Below are 20,111 nucleotides of genomic sequence, written 5' to 3'. Positions count from 1 at the left end.
GTTGCCCGGCGGCACAGACTTGCCGGACCTACGGATTACACGGTAGGCCCGGCAAGCGTAGCGCCACCGGGCAATTTTCTTATTTATCCTCAGAAATCATATCCGACGGTGGCAATCACCGAACGCTCCGCACCCCAATAGCAGTTATTGGTGCCGTAACAGCCGGAAATATACTCTCTGTCAGTCAGGTTATTCGCATTCACCTGTAAATACGCGCCTTTTAGCGCCGATGTCCACGCCCCGAGATCGGCGCGAATCATCGCATCAAACAGAGTGGTGGACGGCAGACGTTCGGTATTCGCGTCGTCAGCCCACTGTTTGCCGATATAACGCACACCCGCGCCCGCGCTGATACCGTAATCAAATTTATAGTGCGCCCACAGGGAAGCCATCTGGTCCGGCGTCAGCTGCGGCGTATTGTCGTCGGTGCCATCTTTGGTATCGGCAAAGCGTAAACGGTTCCAGGTATAGCCCGCGATGGTGCTCAGGCGCGGCGTGAGCTGGTTACGCGCTTCGAGTTCCACACCCTGCGAATGCACTTTCCCGGCGGGCAGGAAGGTCGCGGTGGCGATATTCGGGTCACGGGTAGCGACATCTTTCTGCGTCAGATCATACATCGCAATACTGTACATGTCGGCAGTGCCCGGCGGCTGGAATTTCAGACCCGCTTCGAACTGCTCGGCGGTGGTCGGTTTCAGCAGCGTACCGTCCGGACCGGACAGCATCGCCGGGGTGATCGCCTGGCTGTAGCTCATGTACGGAGACAGGCCATTCTCAAAGGCATACAGCAGCGAGGCGCGGCTGCTGATATGGTCATCGGAACGGCGCGACGAGGTGCCAAAGGTATCGCTCACCTGCTGGGAAACAATACGGTCGTAACGGGTGGAGAGATCCGCATGCCAGCGGTTCCACACCATCTCATCTTGCAAATAGATACCGGTCTGATAATAGCGACGATTGTTATAATCGCTGTAGGTCACGGTATGCCCGGTCTGTGCGGTATACCCGGTAAACGGATTGAGCGGATTGGCGCTGCCCGCACCGGTCCACAGGTCATTGCGGAAGCGATGATATTCCCCGCCCAGCACCACGGTGTGTGATACCTCGCCGGTGTTGAAATCGGCCTTAATACGGTTATCGGTTGACCAGCCGTCGAGCGAGCCTTCAGAACCGCTGTAGCCGCGTGCCAGCATATCGCTGTCGCCTATCCAGCCCACTTGATACACCTGGTCCAGATTCACATTCGAATGGGTATAACTTCCGCTGGAAGAGACCGACCAGACATCGTCGAACTGGTGATTAAATTCGTAGCTGTAGATCTGCTCGCGGCGCTGATAGCCGTCGCCCGGATCGCCTTCATTGGTGTGATTACTCAGCTTACGACCGTTGTGCTCATAGCGGGTGCCGTCCAGCGGCAGCGAGCCGTGGTAGCCGCCGGATGGATCTTTTTGCAGATAGGCCCGCAGCAACAGGCTGGTGTCAGAATCGGGCTGCCATAGCAGCGACGGAGAGATCGCGTAACGTTCTTCGCGGGTATTATCCACCTGCGTATCGGTATTGCGGGTAATGCCAATCACCCGGTACGCCCACTGGTCGTTAATGGCATCGGTATAATCGAACGCCGCGCCTTTAGTGCTCTGGGTGCCGCCAAATACCTGTACGTGACCTTCGGAGCTAAATTGGGGACGCTTTGAGGTCAGATTCACCAGCCCGCCCGGCACGCTTTGGCCGTATAGCGCGGAAGAGGGACCTTTGATAACGTCGATGCGGTCGAGGAACCACGGGTCAATCTGAATGACGTTATGACTGCCGCCATCACTCATCAGGCGCATCCCGTCGAGGAAAATGTTATCCACGTCGCCGCCGTGATAGCCGCGCAGGGAAATAGCGTCGAAGCGGGTGGCCGAGCCGCCAAAGGTGCTGTACACCCCCGGGGTGTAGCTCAGCGCCTGGCTGACGTTAGTCACACCCTGATCTTCCATCTGCTCACGGGTCACTACCGATACCGATTGGGCGGTGGTGATCAGGGGTTGATCGGTTTTGGTCGAACCGGTGGATGTTTTAGCGGTGTAGCCTTTGGTCGGAGCGGTAGCGGATTCAACCGGCTGGGCCGTGACGACCACCGTTTCTTCTGCGAAGGTTGAGCAGGGGAACGCCAGCGCCAGGGCGCAAAAGACCGACGAGCGTTTGAGAAGCAAAGTGTTATTCATTGCATAATCCTGAAAAACGCGGCCTGGCACTCCTGTGCGCCACCGTGTCAAAAGGTGCGAAAATGTCATTTTTCGTTAAAAAAGAATGCGAATTATTATTGTTTGCGTTAGCGAGGTCAAGAGAGGGACTAAGCAGCCCTGCTACCATTTCTGGTAGCAGGCTGATAAGGGGGATTAGGCTTTTTCAGCCGGAGTGAGAGCAGCCGTTGCAGGCGCAGGCGTTTTGTCGGCTTCTGGGGCTTTCTTGTCTGATGGGGCGGGGCTGGCTGCCGGGGCTGGGCGGTTTTTAGGCACGTCATCGCACGGCTGCGCTTTCGGGCAGATCAAATCCAGCATTTTCAGGGTCACGCCATTACTCCAGCCGAAGCCATCCTGTAACGGATATTCCCCGCCACCACCGCCGGTGCCGGTCGAGGTGATGTCATATTTCTCGACCAGTTTTTGCTGGCTGTCGTAGGTGTGCTGCACGTTGGTCAGGAAACGCCAGCTGACCTCCATCGCGATCTTATCCTTGCCGTAGTTTTGCAGCCCTTCGGCGGCGACCCATTGCAGCGGGGCCCAGCCATTCGGCGCATCCCATTGCTGTCCGCTGTTCACGGTGGTGGTGGTGATGCCGCCTGGTTTCAGCAGGCGGGACTCAGTAACCGACGCCATTTTCGCCGCGCGATCGCTGGAGGCCGCATTGACATACAGCGGGAACAACGCGGCGGCAGTCAGCTGATTACGCACCTTTTGGGTTTTCAAATCGTAATCGGCGTACCAACCCTCTTTCTCATTCCACAGGTGATTTTCGATGGCCTTCTGGCGGTCGTTGGCCATCGCGTCATAACGCGCCGCTTTGGCATCATCCCCGGCAGCTTTGCTGGCGCTGGCGATGATTTTTTCCATTTTGAACATCAGGGCATTAAGGTCGACCGGCACAATGCTGGTCGTGCGGAGGGTGCTGAGTTTTTGCGGGTCATCCATCCAGCGCGAACTGAAGTCCCAGCCGGACGCGGCGGCAGAGCGCAGGTCGCGGTAAATTTCGGTCGCCGGGCGGTTCGGATTGCTCTTGGCGGTATTCACATCGTCGAGCCACGATTCCGGACGCGGGGTGTCTTTGTCATCCCAGTAGCGGTTGAGCACCGCGCCGTCGCTAAGTTTCACCACCCGTTTGTCGGCCTTACCGTTTTGCAGCGAATCCTGACCGTCCATCCAGTAGGCGTGCTCTTTTTCCATCTGTGGCAGATAGGTTTTCAGCGCATCGCGGTCGTGAGTAGCCAGCAGTTCAACCATCAGCGAGAAGAACGGCGGCTGCGAGCGGCTCAGATAGTAGCTGCGGTTACCGTTTGGAATATGGCCCCAGGTGTCAATTTCATAGGCAAAGTTGGCAACCATATCCTCGATTTTGTCCCAGTGACCGCTTTCCGCCAGGCCGAGCATGGTGAAATAACTGTCCCAGTAATAGACCTCACGGAAGCGTCCGCCGGGCACGACATACGGCTTGGGCAGCGGCAGCAGGGAATCCCATTTTGCAGCGCTGTCGGTGGTGCGGGTCAGAACCGGCCACAGGCCATCAATATGGGCCCGCAGGCTCTGGCCTTTCGGCGGCACGTATTTGTCTTTTTCCTGCGGCAGGGTGAAGTTCACCTCCACAAAATGGCGCAGGTCAAAACTGCTCTGATTTCGCTGCATCCGGTAATCAGCGAGGATCATCAACGGATCCCCGTTAGGCACCGCATCGGCAAAGGTTTTCTGGTCCGGGAACAGCTTCGCGCTCTGCACGTCATTGAACAGCGGGCCAAACAAAATATCCGGCGATTGCGGCGTGGCGGTCTGGACATCGTCAGCCTGGGCTGAGGCCACGCTTAACGAAAGTAGGGCACCGCCGAGGGCCAGTTGCAGAGCAAAGTACAGTGCGTCAGGACGGCGCAAAACGGGTTTATTCATTGTTGATTCTCCTTTTTAGCTGCGCAGTTTCCGCTGTTAACAACCATAGCCGAATATCGTTCCCCGCGCGTGTTACAGATAACGTTTCGCGCATTTCCAGAAAAATTACCGTTGCGTTTCAAATAAAAAACGCAAACCCGATAACCGGGCTTGCGTGCAACGATCATATCAGGCGGATATTACTCGAAGGTTCCCCGCACGCAGGCTTTCCCGTCGCGGACCATCTGTTTTCCTTTGGCCCATACTGCGCGGAGTTGCATCTGGTCGTCGAGCATCAGCAGGTCTGCATCACCACCGGGTGCCAGACGCCCTTTCTGAGGCAGGTCAAGGAAGGTCGCCACGTTGCGGGTCAGCGGGCTGAGCGCCTGCTCCAGCGGCAATTTATGCTGCACCACCAGCTTTCGCAGTGTTTCCAGTAATGACTCAAAACCAGCGACGCCTATCCCGGTCAGATTCCCCCGGTCGTCAAATTTCGGCTGACTGCCGTTCCCGTCTGAACTGAGCGTTATCTGGGCCAGCGGGACGTCCGCCTGCAGCGCACGCATAATCGCCGTTGCGGGATCGATCGGTGCCTCAATGCTACTGGTAATGTCGATAAACCCGCCATCACGGGCAAACTGCAACGCCGCGATAAACAACGGCTCAGCACGATTGACATGGGTCGGGAGCAGTTTGCCAATCGGTACATCAGCATGGCGCAGGATTTCCCGCAATGGCTCCAGTTCGCGCGGGCTGTTACCCATATGGAACACGCTTATACCGGCTTTTGCCCCCAGCAAGCCACCCACCCGCGCCTGGGCCGCCATCTGCGCCAGTTGCTCAATGGCCGGGGCCGATGAGCGATGATCGGAAATGGCGCACTTCACGCCAATCACCTTATCAATAAGCGCCACGTCCCGGTCAACCGATCCGGTAATCGTCGGAGAGGGGAGAGAATAGGCCCCGGTCAGCATCCAGGCGCTAATGCCTTCCGCCTCCAGCGCCCGGGTTTTCGCCAGCAGTGACTCCGGGTGACGGGTAATACCATCCGTTCCCAATAATCCAACCACAGATGTCACCCCGGCTTCCACCAGGCGCGACAAACGCACCTCCGGGGTGCGGGTATGTGGGCCAGCTTCGCCCCCGCCGCCAATCAGGTGCACGTGCTGGTCAATAAAGCCCGGGCACAGGATGGCACCGTTGAGGTCAATGACCTCACAGCCCGGAATAACTGTGGCTTCGATGTGGGGCGCTATCGCCACGATTTTACCGCCTGCGACCAGCAGATCCTGGCGGCCTAAATTTTCTGGCGCATAGAGCTGCGCCTGTTTGAACAGGGTCAAACCGTACTCAGAAAAATCCATTTTTAACCTCAGACAATCAGTTGCATAACCCAAATCGAGAGCAGGGCATTGATGACGCAGACCGCGATAATGTGCGGATAATATTTGGGCAGCACACCCGCCGTTCCCAGGCAGCGACCGACGTTCTGCACCGGGTTGCCCATCAGATAGATAGCGGGCAACAGGACGGTGGCATCATGACCATTTAAACTGCCCGCCATGATCAGGCTGGCGCAAACCCCGACCCCGCCGCCCATGCTCATTACCGCAGCCAGTAGCACCGTTGCCGCTTCGCCAGGTAAGCCCCACAGCGCCATAATCGGTTCGCAGACCTTACCGACTATCTCCAACAGTCCGGTGACCTTCAACGCCTGGATAATCACGAAAGCCATCACCACATTTGGCAGCAGGCTGGTGGTGGCGATGGTGAACCCTCTTCTGGCGCCATCAATAAACAAGTCCATCACGTTTTTATGCGCTTGCGTTGTCATTCCCTGCTCCTCTTACTGTGCGATTCTCGATATGGGCGATCCACAGCCGTAACATATTGGCGCCGACAAATTTAAACACCAGCACCACCGCCAGCGGGAGGATCACCGGCACGGTAATAAACGCAAATAGCGCGGCGCCGGAAGAGAAATAATTGGTGAGCAAGGCGCTGCCGCTGGTCTGGAACGTCGCGAAGACGGCGCGTTCCTGTTCGTTAATCACCCCCTCGGCGGCCAGTTCTTTGGTCATCCCGGCGGCGGCATCGGTGTTTTGTAAGTTGGCAATCAGCGCCAGGGAGCACATGCCGGGGATCCCAAGCAACGGACGCAGTATCGGCGTCATCAATTGCTGGGCGGCGCGCAGCCCGCCTAATCCCTCGGTGATGGAGATAATCCCTAAAGAGAGGATCACCGACGGGGCTAATTCGAGGGCAAACAGAAAACCGTCTTTTGCCCCGGTGCCGCCAGTGCCGCGAAAGGAAACCACGCTATCGCCTGCGTTATTCACCTGACCAAATGACCCGTTGAGCACCGTGAAATCAAAAACGCGCCACCACTCGGTACTTTTGCCAAACAAACCTGAAAAGAAAATAATCGTAATAAAAAAAGCTAAATAGCCAACCCATGTCACTTTTTGCTGTGTAGGGGGTGTATGACCCATCTTTGACCTCCAGTTGTCATTGCGTAGAGAAAAATATTCCTGCCGGGAAACTTAAAACGAAATTCAACGTAAAGACAAGATAAAGAGTGTGGATATTAACGTTGCGCCACGTCAGGGCAGTAAAAAACGACACGCCTCGACAGGCTGAACCTCTTTCAGATCACATAAAGTAAAAAACATAAGAAATTAGTCAAAAATCATAATGGAAAGCTTTTCCCGGACTGTGCAAAAAATAACGCCACATAAGAAACCGGTTGCACATTTTAATACTGAAGGGGATTTTATCGTGGCAGGAGTAAAGTTATCCGTCAGAGAAAAAGTTGGCTACAGCCTCGGCGATGCCGCCAGTCATATTGTTTTTGATTCCTCGGTGGCCATTCTGGCCTGGTACTACACCGATATATATGGATTACCGCCAGCGGTGATGGGCACCATGTTTTTACTGGTTCGCATACTCGATGCGATTACCGACCCGATTATGGGGGCCATTGCTGATGCAACCGCCACCCGTTGGGGGCGTTTCCGTCCGTGGCTGTTAGCCATCTGCGTACCTTTTGCAGTGAGCTGCGTGCTGGTTTATTCCATACCGAGTTTCTCAGACAGTGGAAAAGTAGTCTATGCCGTCGCGGCCTATATATTTATGACACTAATGTATACCGCAATTAATATTCCCTATTGCTCATTAGGCGCTGCACTGACCACCGATCCGCAGGAAAGTCTTTCTCTGCAATCCTGGCGTTTTGCCATTACCCCAATTGGCGGGGCATTAGGCACTGCATTTATTTTGCCGCTGGCAGATTTTCTTTATCCCGCCGACCGAGCGACCGGGGTTCAAGTGGCGATGGCGATATTTGGCGTGATTGGCTGCCTGATGTTCATCGTCTGTTTCTTTACCACCAAAGAGCGTGTTCAGCCAATTAAAGAAGAAAATCTGAATATTGCCCGCGATATGAAAATTCTGTTCCGTAACGATCAGTGGCGGATATTATCGGTTTATAACTTCACGATGCTGGTGGCGGTGGTGATCCGCGGCGGGGCGGTGGTCTATTTCGTTAATAGTGTCCTGAGCGAAGGGGCCGATATCATCAGCTGGTTTATGCTCGGCGGCATGTTTGCCTCGATGTTTGGGTCGGTGCTGGCTAAACCATTTGGCACCCGTTTCTGCAAAGTGAAGCTCTCATTCTGGATAAACCTGCTCAATGCCGCCCTGGGCGTGGTGTGCTTTATGCTGCCAATGAATTACTGGGTGATCCCGCTGTTCGCGCATATTCTGATCCAGCTGGTACAGGGCGGCAACGCGGCTATTCAGTGGTCAATGATCACCGATGCCAATAACTACGGTGAATGGAAAACCCAACGCCGTATTACCGGTATGAACGTGGCGGCCAATATCTTTGTTATCAAACTCGGGGTGGCGGTCGGCGGGGCTATCCTGGGCTGGGTGCTGGCATATTATGGCTATGCTTCCAGCAGCAAGGTGCAATCGTCCGAAGCGCTGTACGGTATCGTGCTACTGTTCTCAGTTATTCCGTCGGTGTTCTATCTGCTGACCGCCATTGCCATCAAGTTCTACAGCCTGACGGAAGCCCGAATGAACGAGGTGGTGGCCGACCTCAATCGCGGCGTGTTTGCCGAAACGGCGGAGACAACGGAAACCTCTTCCGTTACCCCATAAGCCACGATGTTCATCTGTTTATCGTTTTTCTGTCATTAAAGCGTCACGCGCAGCGTTGTTAATAACCACGGCAAAACAAGCAACGTGGAACTCTTATGAACAACGCTCGCGCACTCTTTTCCCTGAACGATTATCCGGTCCAGCCGCAGATTATTCACGCCCATCAGCGCAAAGTGCTGAGCGTGAACCACCTCTGTAAGTCGTACAACGCCCACCAGACGGTGCTGAACGACATTAACTTTGACCTTCATGCAGGCGAAATGGTGGGGATCGTCGGGCGTTCGGGAGCGGGAAAATCCACGCTGCTGCACGTGCTGAACGGCACCCATCCGGCCACTTCCGGCGAGCTGCTGAGCTACCCGGAAGTGGGCACGCCGCGCGATGTCTCTGGCCTCAGCGGTCGCGCCCTGAATCAATGGCGCAGCGAATGCGGGATGATTTTCCAGGATTTCTGCCTGGTGCCGCGTCTCGATGTGCTGACCAACGTCTTACTCGGCCGTCTGAGCCAGACCTCCACGCTCAAATCCCTGTTTAAAGTTTTCTCCGACGAGGACCGCGCTCGCGCCATTGCGCTGCTCGAATGGATGAACATGCTGCCACACGCGCTTCAGCGAGCGGAAAACCTCTCCGGTGGACAGATGCAGCGGGTGGCAATTTGCCGGGCGCTGATTCAGAACCCTTCGATACTGCTGGCCGACGAACCGGTAGCTTCGCTCGACCCGAAGAACACCCAACGCATCATGAACGTGCTGCGGGAAGTGAGCGAGCAGGGCATTAGCGTGATGGTCAACCTGCACTCGATCGAACTGGTGAAATCTTACTGCACCCGCGCGATCGGGATCGCACAGGGACAAATCGTGTTTGACGGCCATCCGGACTTACTCAGCCCGGATGTTCTGCAACAGCTCTATGGCGATGAAATCAGCCAGCTTCATTAATCCTCAACACAGACAACACGGGCAATGATAATGAATAAGCACATGACGAGCGCATTACGTTTTTCCGCGATGATGGCAGGGCTGCTGGTGGCAGGGCAAGCCGCGGCGGATCAACCGAAAGAGCTGAATCTGGGTATTCTGGGCGGACAAAATGCCACCCAGCAGATTGGCGATAACCAGTGCGTGAAGGATTTTCTCGACAAGGAACTGAGCGTCGACACCAAGCTGCGTAATTCCTCAGACTACTCTGGCGTCATCCAGGGCCTGCTTGGCGGTAAAGTGGATGTGGTACTGAGCATGTCGCCGTCATCCTATGCATCGGTGTACATCAACAACCCGAAAGCGGTGGATATCGTTGGTATCGCGGTGGACGACAAAGATCAGTCGCGCGGCTACCACTCGGTGGTAATCGTCAAAGCCGACAGCCCGTACAAAACCCTTGATGACCTGAAGGGCAAGTCCTTCGGTATGGCTGACCCGGATTCCACTTCCGGCTTCCTGATCCCAAACCAGGCATTCAAGAAGAAATTCGGCGGCACCACCGATAACAAATACAACAACTTCTTCTCCAGCGTCACCTTCTCAGGCGGCCACGAGCAGGACATTCTCGGCGTGCTGAACGGTCAGTTCGCGGGCGCGGTGACCTGGGCTTCTATGGTCGGTGACTACAACGATGGTTACTCCGCCGGGGCGTTTAACCGCCTGATCCGTATGGACCATCCGGACCTGATGAAAAACATCCGTATCATCTGGCAATCGCCGTTGATTCCTAACGGCCCAATCCTGGTGAGCAACAGTCTGCCGCCGGAATTCAAAGCCAAAGTGGTCGATGCGGTGAAGAAACTGGATAAAGAAGACCACGCGTGCTTTATCAAAGCGATGGGCGGCACCCAGCATATTGGTCCGGCTAGCGTGGCGGATTTCCAGCAGATTATCGACATGAAACGCGAGCTGGTTAACGCCCGTTAATCAGGCCCTTTCATCTCCCCCGCGAAGTGTGCGGGGGAGCGTGCATCCCGCGAGTGAACATGCAGAATACAGAATTTGAACACTACTACCAGCAGGTGAAAATGCGCCAGACGCGCGACACCGTGACCTGGTCCGCCTTACTGCTGGTCCTCTATTTTGCCGCCGGACAGGCCGCAGAATTTAATCTCATCACTATCTGGCATTCGCTGCCGAACTTCTTCGATTACATGCTGGAAACCGTGCCGACGCTGCATGCCAGCCAGCTGTTCGGGGATGTTCACACCAAAGGGTCGCTGGCCTACTGGGGCTATCGTCTGCCCGTTCAACTGCCGCTAATTTGGGAAACCTTACAGCTGGCGCTGGCGGCGACCCTGGTTGCCGTAGCGATAGCGACTGTCCTCGCGTTTCTTGCCGCCCGCAACGCCTGGGCCCCCGCCGGGCTGCGCTTCGGTATTCGCGCCCTGGTGGCGTTCCTGCGCACCATGCCGGAACTGGCCTGGGCGGTGATTTTCGTGATGGCGTTTGGCATCGGGGCGATACCAGGATTTCTGGCCCTGACCCTGCACACTATCGGCAGCCTGACCAAACTGTTCTATGAGGCGATTGAAAGCGCGCAGAACAAGCCGGTTCGCGGCCTGACCGCCTGTGGCGCCACGCCGTTGCAGCGAATGCGCTTCGCCCTCTGGCCGCAGGTCAAACCGATTTTTCTCTCCTATGCCTTCATGCGTTTTGAAATCAACTTCCGCTCATCGACCATTCTGGGTCTGGTGGGGGCGGGCGGGATTGGCCAGGAGCTGATGACCAACATCAAACTCGACCGCTACGACCAGGTGAGCATGACGCTGTTGCTGATTGTCGTCGTGGTCTCGATTCTGGACACGCTTTCTGGCCGACTGCGCCAGCGGGTTCTGGAGGGAAAAAAATGAAACACTGGCAGGCGGTCACCGACACCGAGCATTATCGTGAACAACATGCTGAGTTATTCCGCGCCCAGGGCCGCTATCTGCGTCATCTGGCGCTGCTGGGGCTGGCGGTAGGGCTGTATTACGTCTGGTTCTTCATTCAGTTTGGTATCAGCTATGAACAGCTCACCACCGGGATGCAGCAGCTTGGGCGCTACTTCTTCCGTATGTTCGTCTGGGATGATTTTCTCAACTGGCCATTCGGCTACTACTTCAGTCAGATTGGCATCACCCTGGCGATCGTTTTCTCCGGCACTCTCACCGCCACGGTAATAGCCTTGTTGCTGTCGTTTCTCGCGGCGCGCAACGTGATGCGCGGCCCGGTCACGCGGTTCGTGGCGATGTTTATGCGTCGGCTGTTCGACCTGCTGCGCGGGATTGACATGGCTATCTGGGGGCTGATTTTCGTGCGGGCAGTGGGCTTAGGTCCGCTCGCCGGGGTGCTGGCGATCATCATGCAGGACACCGGCTTGCTCGGGCGGTTATATGCCGAAGGGCATGAGGCGGTGGAGCGTTCGCCGGGCCGTGGCCTGACAGCGGTGGGTGCCAACGGATTGCAAAAACACCGCTTCGGCATCTTCACTCAATCGTTCCCGACCTTTCTTGCGCTGAGCCTGTATCAGCTTGAATCCAACACCCGCTCCGCTGCGGTGCTCGGCTTTGTCGGCGCGGGCGGTATCGGGCTGATTTACGCTGAAAATATGCGTCTGTGGAATTGGGACGTGGTGATGTTTATCACCTTGCTGCTGGTGGCAGTGGTGATGACCATGGATGCACTGTCGTCGTGGCTGCGTCGCCGCTACATCACGGGGGCGACGGTGCCGTTGTACAAGGCGGACTAGCGTTGCCAGGATGAATACCCCGGAAAAAACTCGCATCGGGAGCAGGGCGTCAATGGTATGATGACGCCCTTCTTGACGGCAGCGACGCATGTCGTTGCCCATTTTCGATGTAATTACCGGAATAATGACCGTGATCTCTTTTTCTGAACTGAACGCGCTTCCTGCTGAACAACTCGATAATCTCAATGAGCTGGGCTATCTGAACATGACCCCGGTGCAGGCGGCGGCGTTACCGGCCATTCTTGCGGGGAAAGACGTCCGTGCGCAGGCGAAAACCGGCAGCGGCAAAACCGCGGCCTTCGGCCTGGGCCTGCTGCAACATATTGATGCCAGCCAGTTTATAACCCAGTCGCTGGTGCTGTGTCCGACGCGCGAACTGGCTGACCAGGTCGCGAAAGAGCTGCGTCGTTTGGCGCGCTACATGCCTAACATTAAAGTGCTGACTCTGTGCGGCGGCCTGCCGTTTAGCGTTCAACGCGATTCTCTGATCCACGCCCCGCATATCATTGTGGCGACCCCGGGACGACTGCTCGATCACCTGAAAAAAGAGACGGTGAATCTCGAAGCCTTGCAAACGCTGGTGCTGGATGAAGCCGACCGGATGCTGGACATGGGCTTTGCCGACGCAATTGACGAGGTGATCAGCCATGCGCCCGCCAACCGTCAGACGCTGCTGTTCTCCGCAACCTGGCCGAGCGCCATTGCCGCCATCAGCACCCGTATTCAGCGTGACCCGCAGACCGTAGAAATCGACACCGTCGACGAGCTGCCTGCGGTCGAACAGCAGTTTTATGAAGTGTCCCGCAACGGCAAAATCGGCCTGTTGCAAAAGCTGCTGAGCAAGCACCAGCCCGCCTCCTGCGTGGTGTTCTGTAACACCAAAAAAGATTGTCAGGCGGTCTGCGATGCGCTAAGCGAAAGTAACCAGAGCGTACTGGCACTGCACGGCGACATGGAACAGCGTGACCGCGATCAGACTCTGGTGCGTTTTGCCAACGGTAGCAGCCGCGTGCTGGTGGCGACCGACGTCGCCGCGCGAGGGCTCGACATTAAAGCGCTGGAGATGGTCATCAACTTCGAACTGGCGTGGGACCCGGAAGTTCACGTTCACCGTATTGGGCGTACTGCACGTGCCGGGCAGAGTGGGCTGGCTATCAGCTTCTGCTCCCCGGAAGAGGGCCAGCGTGCTGCGGTGCTCGAAGATATGCTGAACTTCAAGGTCATTTGGCAGCAGGCACCCACCGGCATCAACATCGCGCCGCTGGAAGCGACCATGGCAACCCTGTGCATTGACGGCGGCAAAAAAGCCAAAATGCGTCCGGGTGATATTCTCGGTGCGTTAACCGGAGACATGGGCCTGGCTGGAGATGATATTGGTAAAATCGATATCCACCCAATCCACGCTTTTGTGGCCGTCAAACAAAGCGTTGCCCGCCATGCCTGGAAACAGCTCCAGCAGGGCAAAATTAAAGGGAAGTCGGTGAAGGTGCGGTTGCTGAAGTAATTCGCTGTTCTGCTGAACATTTGCACCTGAGTTACCCGGTTGGCGATGACATCATTCCAGACCCGGCGAACTTCTTATGGCAGCGCGCTGCGTTTGCAAAAAAGAGTTGAACCGTATATCGGTTCAACTCCATCAGGATTGTTGGCTTGCTCAGAGCCAGGTATTTAATGGCGTTATGCTTCGATCGGAGCACGCCAGTCATCGGCACCGGAAGTGCCCGCCGTTGTATGCTCCCAGTTAATCTTACGGTAAGCCAAAGAAACGCGAACTAACTGCGTAAACTCCGCCTTGGTGGCGTCCTGACAATGGGGCATTTTACAATCAATATCGATAATCGTCGCATCTTCCAGTTTGGTGGTGAAGAAATGCTCCTGCTTACCTTCGATAGAGGTGCGGTACCACTTTAGTTCTACCGATGGCAGCATTTCACCCGATGCTAATGCGTTATACAGCAACGGCACCGCTTTGTTGTACGCCACGGTAAAACGGAAAGGTTTGTGGGCGCGCTGGCCTGCGGGCTGACCGGACTGTGGGTCGGTCGGCACGGTGACAATATGCTCGAATTCCTGAACCAGCATCTCATCTTCGTGACCTTGTACATAAATATTACCCACCGATTCTGCCGTAAATGCGCTGGCGGTAATGTTTCCCTGAGTTTTTCCGGTGATGGAAATATACGCTGGAGTTGGCATGCTAGATATCCTTTCTTCTGGGGTTAACTTGATTTGGAGCAATCTTTGCGAATGCTATATTGCTCTCTCTGCGCTGTAATCAGACCCGATATCTGAGAACGGCAGGGCACTATAAAGCGTTTTATTTTGGTGTCCAATATGCATGAAAACATCACGTTTCTTATTTTTGTGGTTGCAGATATAAAAATTATAATGATTGCAAAACCAGATTTTTATTCTGTCATTTGAATTAAATTCATCTGCTGAATTTGACCTAATATATGAATAAATTGTTAATTTGTTTCTTAACCCTCTGTTTATGAAGGTATGATTTGAAAATTGATGATTTATTTTTGCGATCGCTGTTGAATGGATACATGTCTATAAAAGGACTTGCACCGTATGTGGGAAATAGATGCACTGGACTTTTATTCGGAAGTTTGTGAGGATGGGTAACTCACATTACTAATGAGATAAATATCTCTTCATTTTATTTTGTCCGGCATCGGACAGTTTATTGGTGCTGTTTATTCATTATAATTATTAGTTGAAAGTCATTGGTTGAAGGAAGTTTCACTTTATTTGAAACGGTTCTCTTGTAGCTGAAACAAGAATGCACATCGCAATCCCTTATTGGTACAAAAAAGGACGAGTTATGAGTAAGAGTAAACAAAGTAGTGTTGCTCCTAAAGAAAGGATAAACATCAAATATGTGCCGAATACGGGCGACCAGGTCTCAGAAATTGAATTGCCTTTAAATTTATTAGTCGTAGGCGATCTGAAAGGTCTACGTGAAGATACCGCTATTGAAGAGCGCCAAGTTGTGTCGATTAATAAAAACAACTTCAACGCTGTGATGAACGAAGCCAATATCAGCCTGGCATTCAGTGTCCCTAACCACCTTGACGGTGACTGTAAAGAAGAGCTGCCCGTTACTTTAGCCGTAAATTCACTGGATGATTTTTCCCCGGATAATGTCGCGAAAAAAGTGCCAGAACTGCAAAAAATCCTCGAACTTCGCGAAGCGTTGGTGGCTCTGAAAGGGCCGCTGGGCAATATTCCCGCGTTCCGTTCGCGTCTACAGGATTTGCTAGGTAACGAAGCGATGCGTGAGCAGTTGCTCAAAGAGCTGGACATGCTTAATCAAAAATAATTGCGCGTGATAAAGGGAATTCAACGTATGTCTTTACAAGAAGAAGATGCAGTTTTAGCGCAGGAACCGGTCAGCTCAACGTTTCTCCTCGACGAAATCATGTCTCAAACCCGACTGATCCCGGGCAACGACGGGTATGACGTGGCGAAACAAGGCGTTGCGGCCTTTATTGCCAGTATTCTGGATACCGGCGTCAACGAAGAGCCAATCAACAAAATCCTCGTTGACCGGATGATCGTTGAGTTGGACAAAAAGCTCAGCGCGCAGATGGACGAAATCCTCCACGCCCCAGCGTTCCGAGAAATCGAGTCGTCCTGGCGTTCGCTGAAGCTATTGGTTGACCGAACCGACTTCCGTGAAAATATCAAAATCAATATCATGCACGCGACGAAAGCTGAGCTGCTGGAAGATTTTGAATTCTCGCCAGAGATCATCCAGTCCGGCTTCTACAAGCACGTCTACTCCTCCGGTTATGGCCAGTTCGGTGGCGAGCCAACGGCAGCCATCATTGGTAACTATGCCTTTAGCAATACCGCGCCTGATATGAAGCTGTTGCAATATGTCAGCGCGGTCGGGGCCATGGCGCATTCACCGTTCCTTTCCAGCGTTGCACCCGATTTCTTCGGCATTGATAGCTTTACCGAGCTGCCCGCCATCAAGGATATGCGTTCAGTCTTTGAAGGCCCGGTCCATACTAAATGGCGAGCTTTACGTGAGTCAGAAGACTCCCGCTACCTGGGGTTAACCACGCCGCGCTTTCTGCTGCGTTTACCGTATTCCACGGTCGAAAATCCGATCAAAAACTTCAATTACTATGAAGATGTCAGTAAAAACCATGAACACTTCTTATGGGGTAACACCGCTTTTTTGCTGGCTTCGTGCCTGACCGACAGCTTTGCTAAATACCGCTGGTGCCCGAATATCATCGGTCCACAAAGTGGTGGTGCAGTACACGATTTGCCTGTCCATCTCTACGAAGCCATGGGGCAGATTCAGGCCAAAATCCCCACAGAAGTACTGATTACCGACCGCCGTGAGTTTGAACTGGCCGAAGAAGGATTTATCACGTTGACGATGCGCAAAGGCAGCGACAACGCGGCATTCTTTTCGGCGAACTCGGTGCAGAAACCGAAGGTTTTCCCCAATACCCGCGAAGGGAAAATGGCAGAAACCAACTACAAGCTGGGCACTCAGTTACCCTACATGTTTATCATCAACCGCCTGGCGCACTACATCAAAGTGTTGCAGCGTGAGCAGATTGGCTCGTGGAAAGAACGTCAGGATCTGGAACGTGAGCTGAACAACTGGCTTAAGCAATACATTGCAGACCAGGAGAACCCGCCGACAGATGTTCGCAGTCGTCGTCCTTTACGTTCCGCACAAATTCAGGTGCTGGATGTCGAAGGGGATCCGGGCTGGTATCAGGTGGCAATGCAGGTGCGTCCGCATTTCAAGTATATGGGTGCGAGTTTCGAGCTGTCGCTGGTGGGCCGTCTGGATAAGGAATAGCAAGGAATGGCTGCGTTACTTAACTGGGTGCGGGGAAGTTCTGCCAGCTTGTTCGAGCGCATACAAGGGGAGGGAAACTCCTCCTCTCGTAGCCGTCTTTCCGGCCTGATTTGCTCGGTCCAGCAGCACTTAATCGAAGTCCTGAATTCGCGGCCTGGAGGTTGCCAAAGCGCCGTCGGTCTTGGCGTTGTTGATTTCAACGACGCGACGGCAACCACCTCCGATTTCAGAACCAGCATCGAGCGGGCGATTAAAGAGTGTATTGAGGGGTATGAGCCGCGCATTTCCTCCGCGACGGTTCAGTCCGTTATCAGTGATGCAGACCCGCTGCTGCTCAGCTTTCATATCAAAGCCTGTGTCGATTTCGACGATATGGGTGATGTGGTTGAATTCAATATCCAGTTGAACAACAACCGTCGTTACTGCTTTAGTCAGGATGCCTAATGTCGTTCGAAAAATATTTCAGGGATGAGCTGGATTATCTCCGGCAATTAGGCCGTGATGCCGCGATTGAGCGGCCACATCTCGCCGCTTTTTTATCTGAACAGGGTTCTGACCCAGACGTTGAACGTCTGCTGGAAGGCTTTGCTTTTTTAACGGGTAACCTGCGTGAAAAAATTGACGATCAGTTCCCGGAATTAACTCACGGCCTGTTAAACATGCTGTGGCCTAACTATTTACGGCCTGTTCCCAGTATGACGATCATCGAATATACGCTGGATGACAGCGCGGTCACCCAGGCCACGCTGATTGAACGTGGTACTCAGGTGCTGAGCGTGCCGATCGCTCAACAAGTTCAACAAGAAGAGAGCTTGAGTGGGCCACAGTGTACTTTCAGGCTGTGCCGGGATCTCTGGTTGTTCCCAATGGCTATTCGCGATATTTACGCCAACAACAGCAATGAGCAAGGCATATTGTGCATCGATTTCGCCTCGAAAACTGAACTGAATATGCAGGATCTCCAACTCAATAAGCTGCGCTTTTATTTGGGTGAAGATTATTACACCAGCACCCAGCTTTATTTCTGGATCAGCCATTATTTCGAACGGGCAGAATTAATGGTAAATGGCACCGTTATCCCAATGCCCGACTTTGACTTTGCCCCAGTCGGATTTGCCCGCAAAGACGCGTTATTGCCGTACACCAAAAATGCCTATATGGGTTATCGCATTTTGCAGGAATATTTTTGCTTCCCGGAGGGCTTCCTGTTCTTTGATGTCACGGGCATTGTAGACTTCCCCCCCGAACTTAATGCCAGCGAATTCACGCTGAAATTCTACTTCTCCCAGGCGTTACCGCCTGAGATAAAAGTTCGCTCAACCACGCTACGCCTGAACTGTACGCCAGCAGTGAACCTCTTCGAGCGCGACAGTGAAGCCATTGAACTGGACGGCACCCAGGCGGAATACCCACTGCGCGCCAGTTATTCCCATGCAGATCACTTCGATATTTTCTCCGTTGATAGCGTGGACAGCTGGCTAGAGGCAAACGGTGACATACCGGGGCTTATGAGAGGGCGAGTACGGTCATTCACTTCTTTTGAAAGCTTCCACCATCAGGTTGAACACGCCCAGGCGCGCGATGCGCTCTACTATCGGTTGCGGGTCAAGAACGCTCAATTCCATAAAGGCTTTGATCATTTTATTTCCTTCGTGCGCAGCGACGAATCCAGAGTCGTGATGAACAAAGAAATCATTTCCATCGGGCTGACGTGCACCAATCGGGAATGGCCTTTGTTGCTGCGAGTGGGGGATATCAACCAACCGACAAAAGAAAGCCCATCGTTTGCGACGTTTCGCAATATTACGCGACCTTCCGTGCCGCTCTACCCGGTGATAGATGGCAGCCTGCACTGGTCACTGCTTTCCAATATGTCTTTGAATTATATGTCACTGCTGGACAAAGATGCCCTTAAGCAGATTTTACACACCTATGACTTCCCGAGTATGCATAGCCGCCAGTCCGCCAGGGCTTCACAACGGAGGCTGGATGCCATTGAGCGTATCGAAACGCAACCTGTTGACCGCCTGTTCCGTGGGTTGCCCGTAAGAGGATTACAAACCACGTTGTGGCTGGAACAAAGCGCCTTCAGCTCGGAGGGGGAGCTTTATCTCTTCAGTACCGTACTGGCGCATTTCTTCTCGTTGTATGCCAGCGTCAATGCATTTCACCTCTTAAAAGTTACCAATCTTGATAATCAGGAATGTTACGAATGGCCAGTACAAACGGGGCAACACGCACTGATGTAAGGCTTGAGCAGGGCACAGCGCTCGCAGTGGAGCTGGATGTTACACGTTACAACTTCTTCCAATTGGTCGAGCTTCTCCACCAATTGGCGGTAGCGTGGGAAAAATCCCCCCACAATCCAGACCCAGCGAAGGAGGCAATCCGCTTTAAATCCTCTGCGAGTCTGGCGTTCCCCAGCCGGGACATCATTGCGCTGCACGCCTCGCCGCGTAACCAATTCGAACTGGAAGTCTCGTTCCTGGGGTTGCATGGCAGCCAATCACCGCTGCCGGGATATTACCTGGATTCGCTGGCTTGGGAGGAGGCGCAAAATGAAAACCGGTTAACGGATTTCATGAACGTGTTCAACCACCGGTTACTGACGCTGTTGCATCAGATCTGGCGCAAATACCGCTACTACATTTGCTTCAACAAAGGCTGCGACGACTTCTCCCAGCGGATGTTTGCTCTGGTAGGGCTGGGCAGCACGGCAATCCGCAACAAATTACAAATTAACCACGAGAAAATGCTCGCCTACGCGGGCCTGCTGGCAAGCCCGGGGCGTGCCCCTGAGGTGATTTGCAGCCTCGTTTCCCACTGCTTCAACCTCGAGGATGTCACCCTTAACAGTTGGCAGTTGCGCAAGGTCAACATTGCTGCGGATCAGCAGAACCGCCTGGGCAGCAGGGTGCGGGTACGCGGTAACAACTATCAGCAGAAGTCGGTGCTGGGTGTCAATTTCTCTATTGGTGCCAGGGTGGCAGATCGCAGCGGCAAGTTCCTGCTGTGCATTAACCGACTGACCCGCGATCAGTTTTTATCTTTCTTACCCGAAGGGTCTAACTATGCGCCGCTGGTGATGTTCGTGGCGTTCATTATGCGGGACCAGTTCGCGTGGGATTTACGTCTGGGGCTGGCGGAACAGCAGGTAAGCGGCATGGTGTTGGGCACAGAACAGAACAACCTGCTGGGCTGGACCAGTTTTCTGGGGCAACCCGAAACGAAGCCGCACGTAACCATCAGCGTGATGGAATAACAATAAGGATTCACTA

General features: G+C 54.0%; 17 protein-coding genes. 11 read left to right on the top strand and 6 right to left on the bottom strand.

Annotated elements, in window-relative coordinates:
* Positions 1-89: 89 nt before the first annotated feature.
* The 5 genes from SIK69_RS08180 to SIK69_RS08160 form a co-directional block, all read right to left on the bottom strand.
* A complete protein-coding gene (locus SIK69_RS08180) occupies positions 90-2,210 on the bottom strand; it encodes a TonB-dependent siderophore receptor (protein WP_319627914.1) in 2,121 nt (706 codons plus the stop codon).
* Between the two features lie 174 nt (positions 2,211-2,384).
* On the bottom strand, positions 2,385-4,139 hold the full coding sequence (gene treA, locus SIK69_RS08175; RefSeq protein WP_319785853.1) for an alpha,alpha-trehalase TreA: 1,755 nt from the start codon (positions 4,137-4,139) through the stop codon (positions 2,385-2,387).
* A gap of 179 nt (positions 4,140-4,318) precedes the next feature.
* A complete protein-coding gene (gene iadA, locus SIK69_RS08170; protein ID WP_319785852.1) occupies positions 4,319-5,482 on the bottom strand; it encodes a beta-aspartyl-peptidase in 1,164 nt (387 codons plus the stop codon).
* A gap of 8 nt (positions 5,483-5,490) precedes the next feature.
* Positions 5,491-5,952: a YjiG family protein gene (locus tag SIK69_RS08165; RefSeq protein WP_319627919.1), complete on the bottom strand. Its 462-nt coding sequence runs from the start codon at positions 5,950-5,952 to the stop codon at positions 5,491-5,493.
* Positions 5,933-6,610 carry a nucleoside recognition domain-containing protein gene (locus SIK69_RS08160; RefSeq protein ID WP_319785851.1) on the bottom strand — a complete coding sequence of 226 codons (678 nt, stop codon included), beginning with the start codon at positions 6,608-6,610 and terminating at the stop codon, positions 5,933-5,935. Before SIK69_RS08160 ends, SIK69_RS08165 begins: the two co-directional genes overlap by 20 nt.
* A 283-nt stretch (positions 6,611-6,893) precedes the next feature.
* Between SIK69_RS08160 and SIK69_RS08155 the strand changes: the two genes are divergently transcribed.
* From SIK69_RS08155 to dbpA, 6 genes are all read left to right on the top strand, one after another.
* Positions 6,894-8,285 (top strand): glycoside-pentoside-hexuronide (GPH):cation symporter, encoded by a 1,392-nt coding sequence (locus tag SIK69_RS08155; protein ID WP_319785969.1) that lies wholly within the window; start codon positions 6,894-6,896, stop codon positions 8,283-8,285.
* Between the two features lie 95 nt (positions 8,286-8,380).
* Positions 8,381-9,223 (top strand): phosphonate ABC transporter ATP-binding protein, encoded by an 843-nt coding sequence (gene phnC / locus SIK69_RS08150; RefSeq protein ID WP_319785850.1) that lies wholly within the window; start codon positions 8,381-8,383, stop codon positions 9,221-9,223.
* A 30-nt stretch (positions 9,224-9,253) separates the two neighbouring features.
* Entirely contained in the window at positions 9,254-10,192 is a 939-nt protein-coding gene (gene phnD / locus SIK69_RS08145) for a phosphonate ABC transporter substrate-binding protein (protein ID WP_319785849.1), read from the top strand.
* Between the two features lie 59 nt (positions 10,193-10,251).
* Positions 10,252-11,118: a phosphonate ABC transporter, permease protein PhnE gene (phnE, locus tag SIK69_RS08140; RefSeq protein ID WP_374941368.1), complete on the top strand. Its 867-nt coding sequence runs from the start codon at positions 10,252-10,254 to the stop codon at positions 11,116-11,118.
* Positions 11,115-11,996 carry a phosphonate ABC transporter, permease protein PhnE gene (gene phnE, locus SIK69_RS08135; protein ID WP_319785847.1) on the top strand — a complete coding sequence of 294 codons (882 nt, stop codon included), beginning with the start codon at positions 11,115-11,117 and terminating at the stop codon, positions 11,994-11,996. Before phnE (SIK69_RS08140) ends, phnE (SIK69_RS08135) begins: the two co-directional genes overlap by 4 nt.
* A 130-nt stretch (positions 11,997-12,126) precedes the next feature.
* On the top strand, positions 12,127-13,500 hold the full coding sequence (gene dbpA / locus SIK69_RS08130; protein WP_319627944.1) for an ATP-dependent RNA helicase DbpA: 1,374 nt from the start codon (positions 12,127-12,129) through the stop codon (positions 13,498-13,500).
* Positions 13,501-13,673: 173 nt separating this feature from the next.
* On the opposite strand, the gene SIK69_RS08125 is transcribed toward dbpA, so the two are convergent.
* On the bottom strand, positions 13,674-14,192 hold the full coding sequence (locus tag SIK69_RS08125) for an Hcp family type VI secretion system effector (RefSeq protein ID WP_319785846.1): 519 nt from the start codon (positions 14,190-14,192) through the stop codon (positions 13,674-13,676).
* A 634-nt stretch (positions 14,193-14,826) separates the two neighbouring features.
* Between SIK69_RS08125 and tssB the strand changes: the two genes are divergently transcribed.
* The 5 genes from tssB to tssG are packed head-to-tail and all read left to right on the top strand — an operon-like array spanning position 14,827 to position 20,095.
* A complete protein-coding gene (tssB, locus tag SIK69_RS08120; RefSeq protein WP_319785845.1) occupies positions 14,827-15,324 on the top strand; it encodes a type VI secretion system contractile sheath small subunit in 498 nt (165 codons plus the stop codon).
* Between the two features lie 27 nt (positions 15,325-15,351).
* Positions 15,352-16,833, top strand: a complete 1,482-nt coding sequence (gene tssC, locus SIK69_RS08115) for a type VI secretion system contractile sheath large subunit (RefSeq protein ID WP_319785844.1) — start codon at positions 15,352-15,354, stop codon at positions 16,831-16,833.
* Between the two features lie 6 nt (positions 16,834-16,839).
* Complete coding sequence (gene tssE, locus SIK69_RS08110; protein WP_319785843.1) at positions 16,840-17,277, top strand: type VI secretion system baseplate subunit TssE; 438 nt, start codon at positions 16,840-16,842, stop codon at positions 17,275-17,277.
* Positions 17,277-19,082, top strand: a complete 1,806-nt coding sequence (tssF, locus tag SIK69_RS08105) for a type VI secretion system baseplate subunit TssF (RefSeq protein ID WP_319785842.1) — start codon at positions 17,277-17,279, stop codon at positions 19,080-19,082. The genes tssE and tssF overlap by 1 nt, the downstream gene beginning before the upstream one ends.
* Entirely contained in the window at positions 19,046-20,095 is a 1,050-nt protein-coding gene (gene tssG, locus SIK69_RS08100; protein ID WP_319785841.1) for a type VI secretion system baseplate subunit TssG, read from the top strand. Before tssF ends, tssG begins: the two co-directional genes overlap by 37 nt.
* Positions 20,096-20,111 lie beyond the last annotated feature (16 nt).

Origin of the sequence: Scandinavium lactucae (assembly GCF_033843265.1) — a bacterium.
GTDB classification, from domain to species: domain Bacteria; phylum Pseudomonadota; class Gammaproteobacteria; order Enterobacterales; family Enterobacteriaceae; genus Scandinavium; species Scandinavium lactucae.
The sequence above is the reverse complement of the archived record's forward strand: the minus strand, read 5'-3'. Positions and strand labels throughout refer to the sequence as shown.

Excerpts from the sequence above, each read along its gene's own strand:
- SIK69_RS08180 (WP_319627914.1), bottom strand. The coding sequence starts at position 2,210 with ATGAATAACACTTTGCTTCTCAAACGCTCGTCGGTCTTTTGCGCCCTG.
- treA (WP_319785853.1), bottom strand. The coding sequence starts at position 4,139 with ATGAATAAACCCGTTTTGCGCCGTCCTGACGCACTGTACTTTGCTCTG.
- iadA (WP_319785852.1), bottom strand. The coding sequence starts at position 5,482 with ATGGATTTTTCTGAGTACGGTTTGACCCTGTTCAAACAGGCGCAGCTC.
- SIK69_RS08165 (WP_319627919.1), bottom strand. The coding sequence starts at position 5,952 with ATGACAACGCAAGCGCATAAAAACGTGATGGACTTGTTTATTGATGGC.
- SIK69_RS08160 (WP_319785851.1), bottom strand. The coding sequence starts at position 6,610 with ATGGGTCATACACCCCCTACACAGCAAAAAGTGACATGGGTTGGCTAT.
- phnC (WP_319785850.1), top strand. The coding sequence starts at position 8,381 with ATGAACAACGCTCGCGCACTCTTTTCCCTGAACGATTATCCGGTCCAG.
- phnD (WP_319785849.1), top strand. The coding sequence starts at position 9,254 with ATGAATAAGCACATGACGAGCGCATTACGTTTTTCCGCGATGATGGCA.
- phnE (WP_374941368.1), top strand. The coding sequence starts at position 10,252 with ATGCAGAATACAGAATTTGAACACTACTACCAGCAGGTGAAAATGCGC.
- phnE (WP_319785847.1), top strand. The coding sequence starts at position 11,115 with ATGAAACACTGGCAGGCGGTCACCGACACCGAGCATTATCGTGAACAA.
- SIK69_RS08125 (WP_319785846.1), bottom strand. The coding sequence starts at position 14,192 with ATGCCAACTCCAGCGTATATTTCCATCACCGGAAAAACTCAGGGAAAC.
- tssB (WP_319785845.1), top strand. The coding sequence starts at position 14,827 with ATGAGTAAGAGTAAACAAAGTAGTGTTGCTCCTAAAGAAAGGATAAAC.
- tssC (WP_319785844.1), top strand. The coding sequence starts at position 15,352 with ATGTCTTTACAAGAAGAAGATGCAGTTTTAGCGCAGGAACCGGTCAGC.
- tssE (WP_319785843.1), top strand. The coding sequence starts at position 16,840 with ATGGCTGCGTTACTTAACTGGGTGCGGGGAAGTTCTGCCAGCTTGTTC.
- tssF (WP_319785842.1), top strand. The coding sequence starts at position 17,277 with ATGTCGTTCGAAAAATATTTCAGGGATGAGCTGGATTATCTCCGGCAA.
- tssG (WP_319785841.1), top strand. The coding sequence starts at position 19,046 with ATGGCCAGTACAAACGGGGCAACACGCACTGATGTAAGGCTTGAGCAG.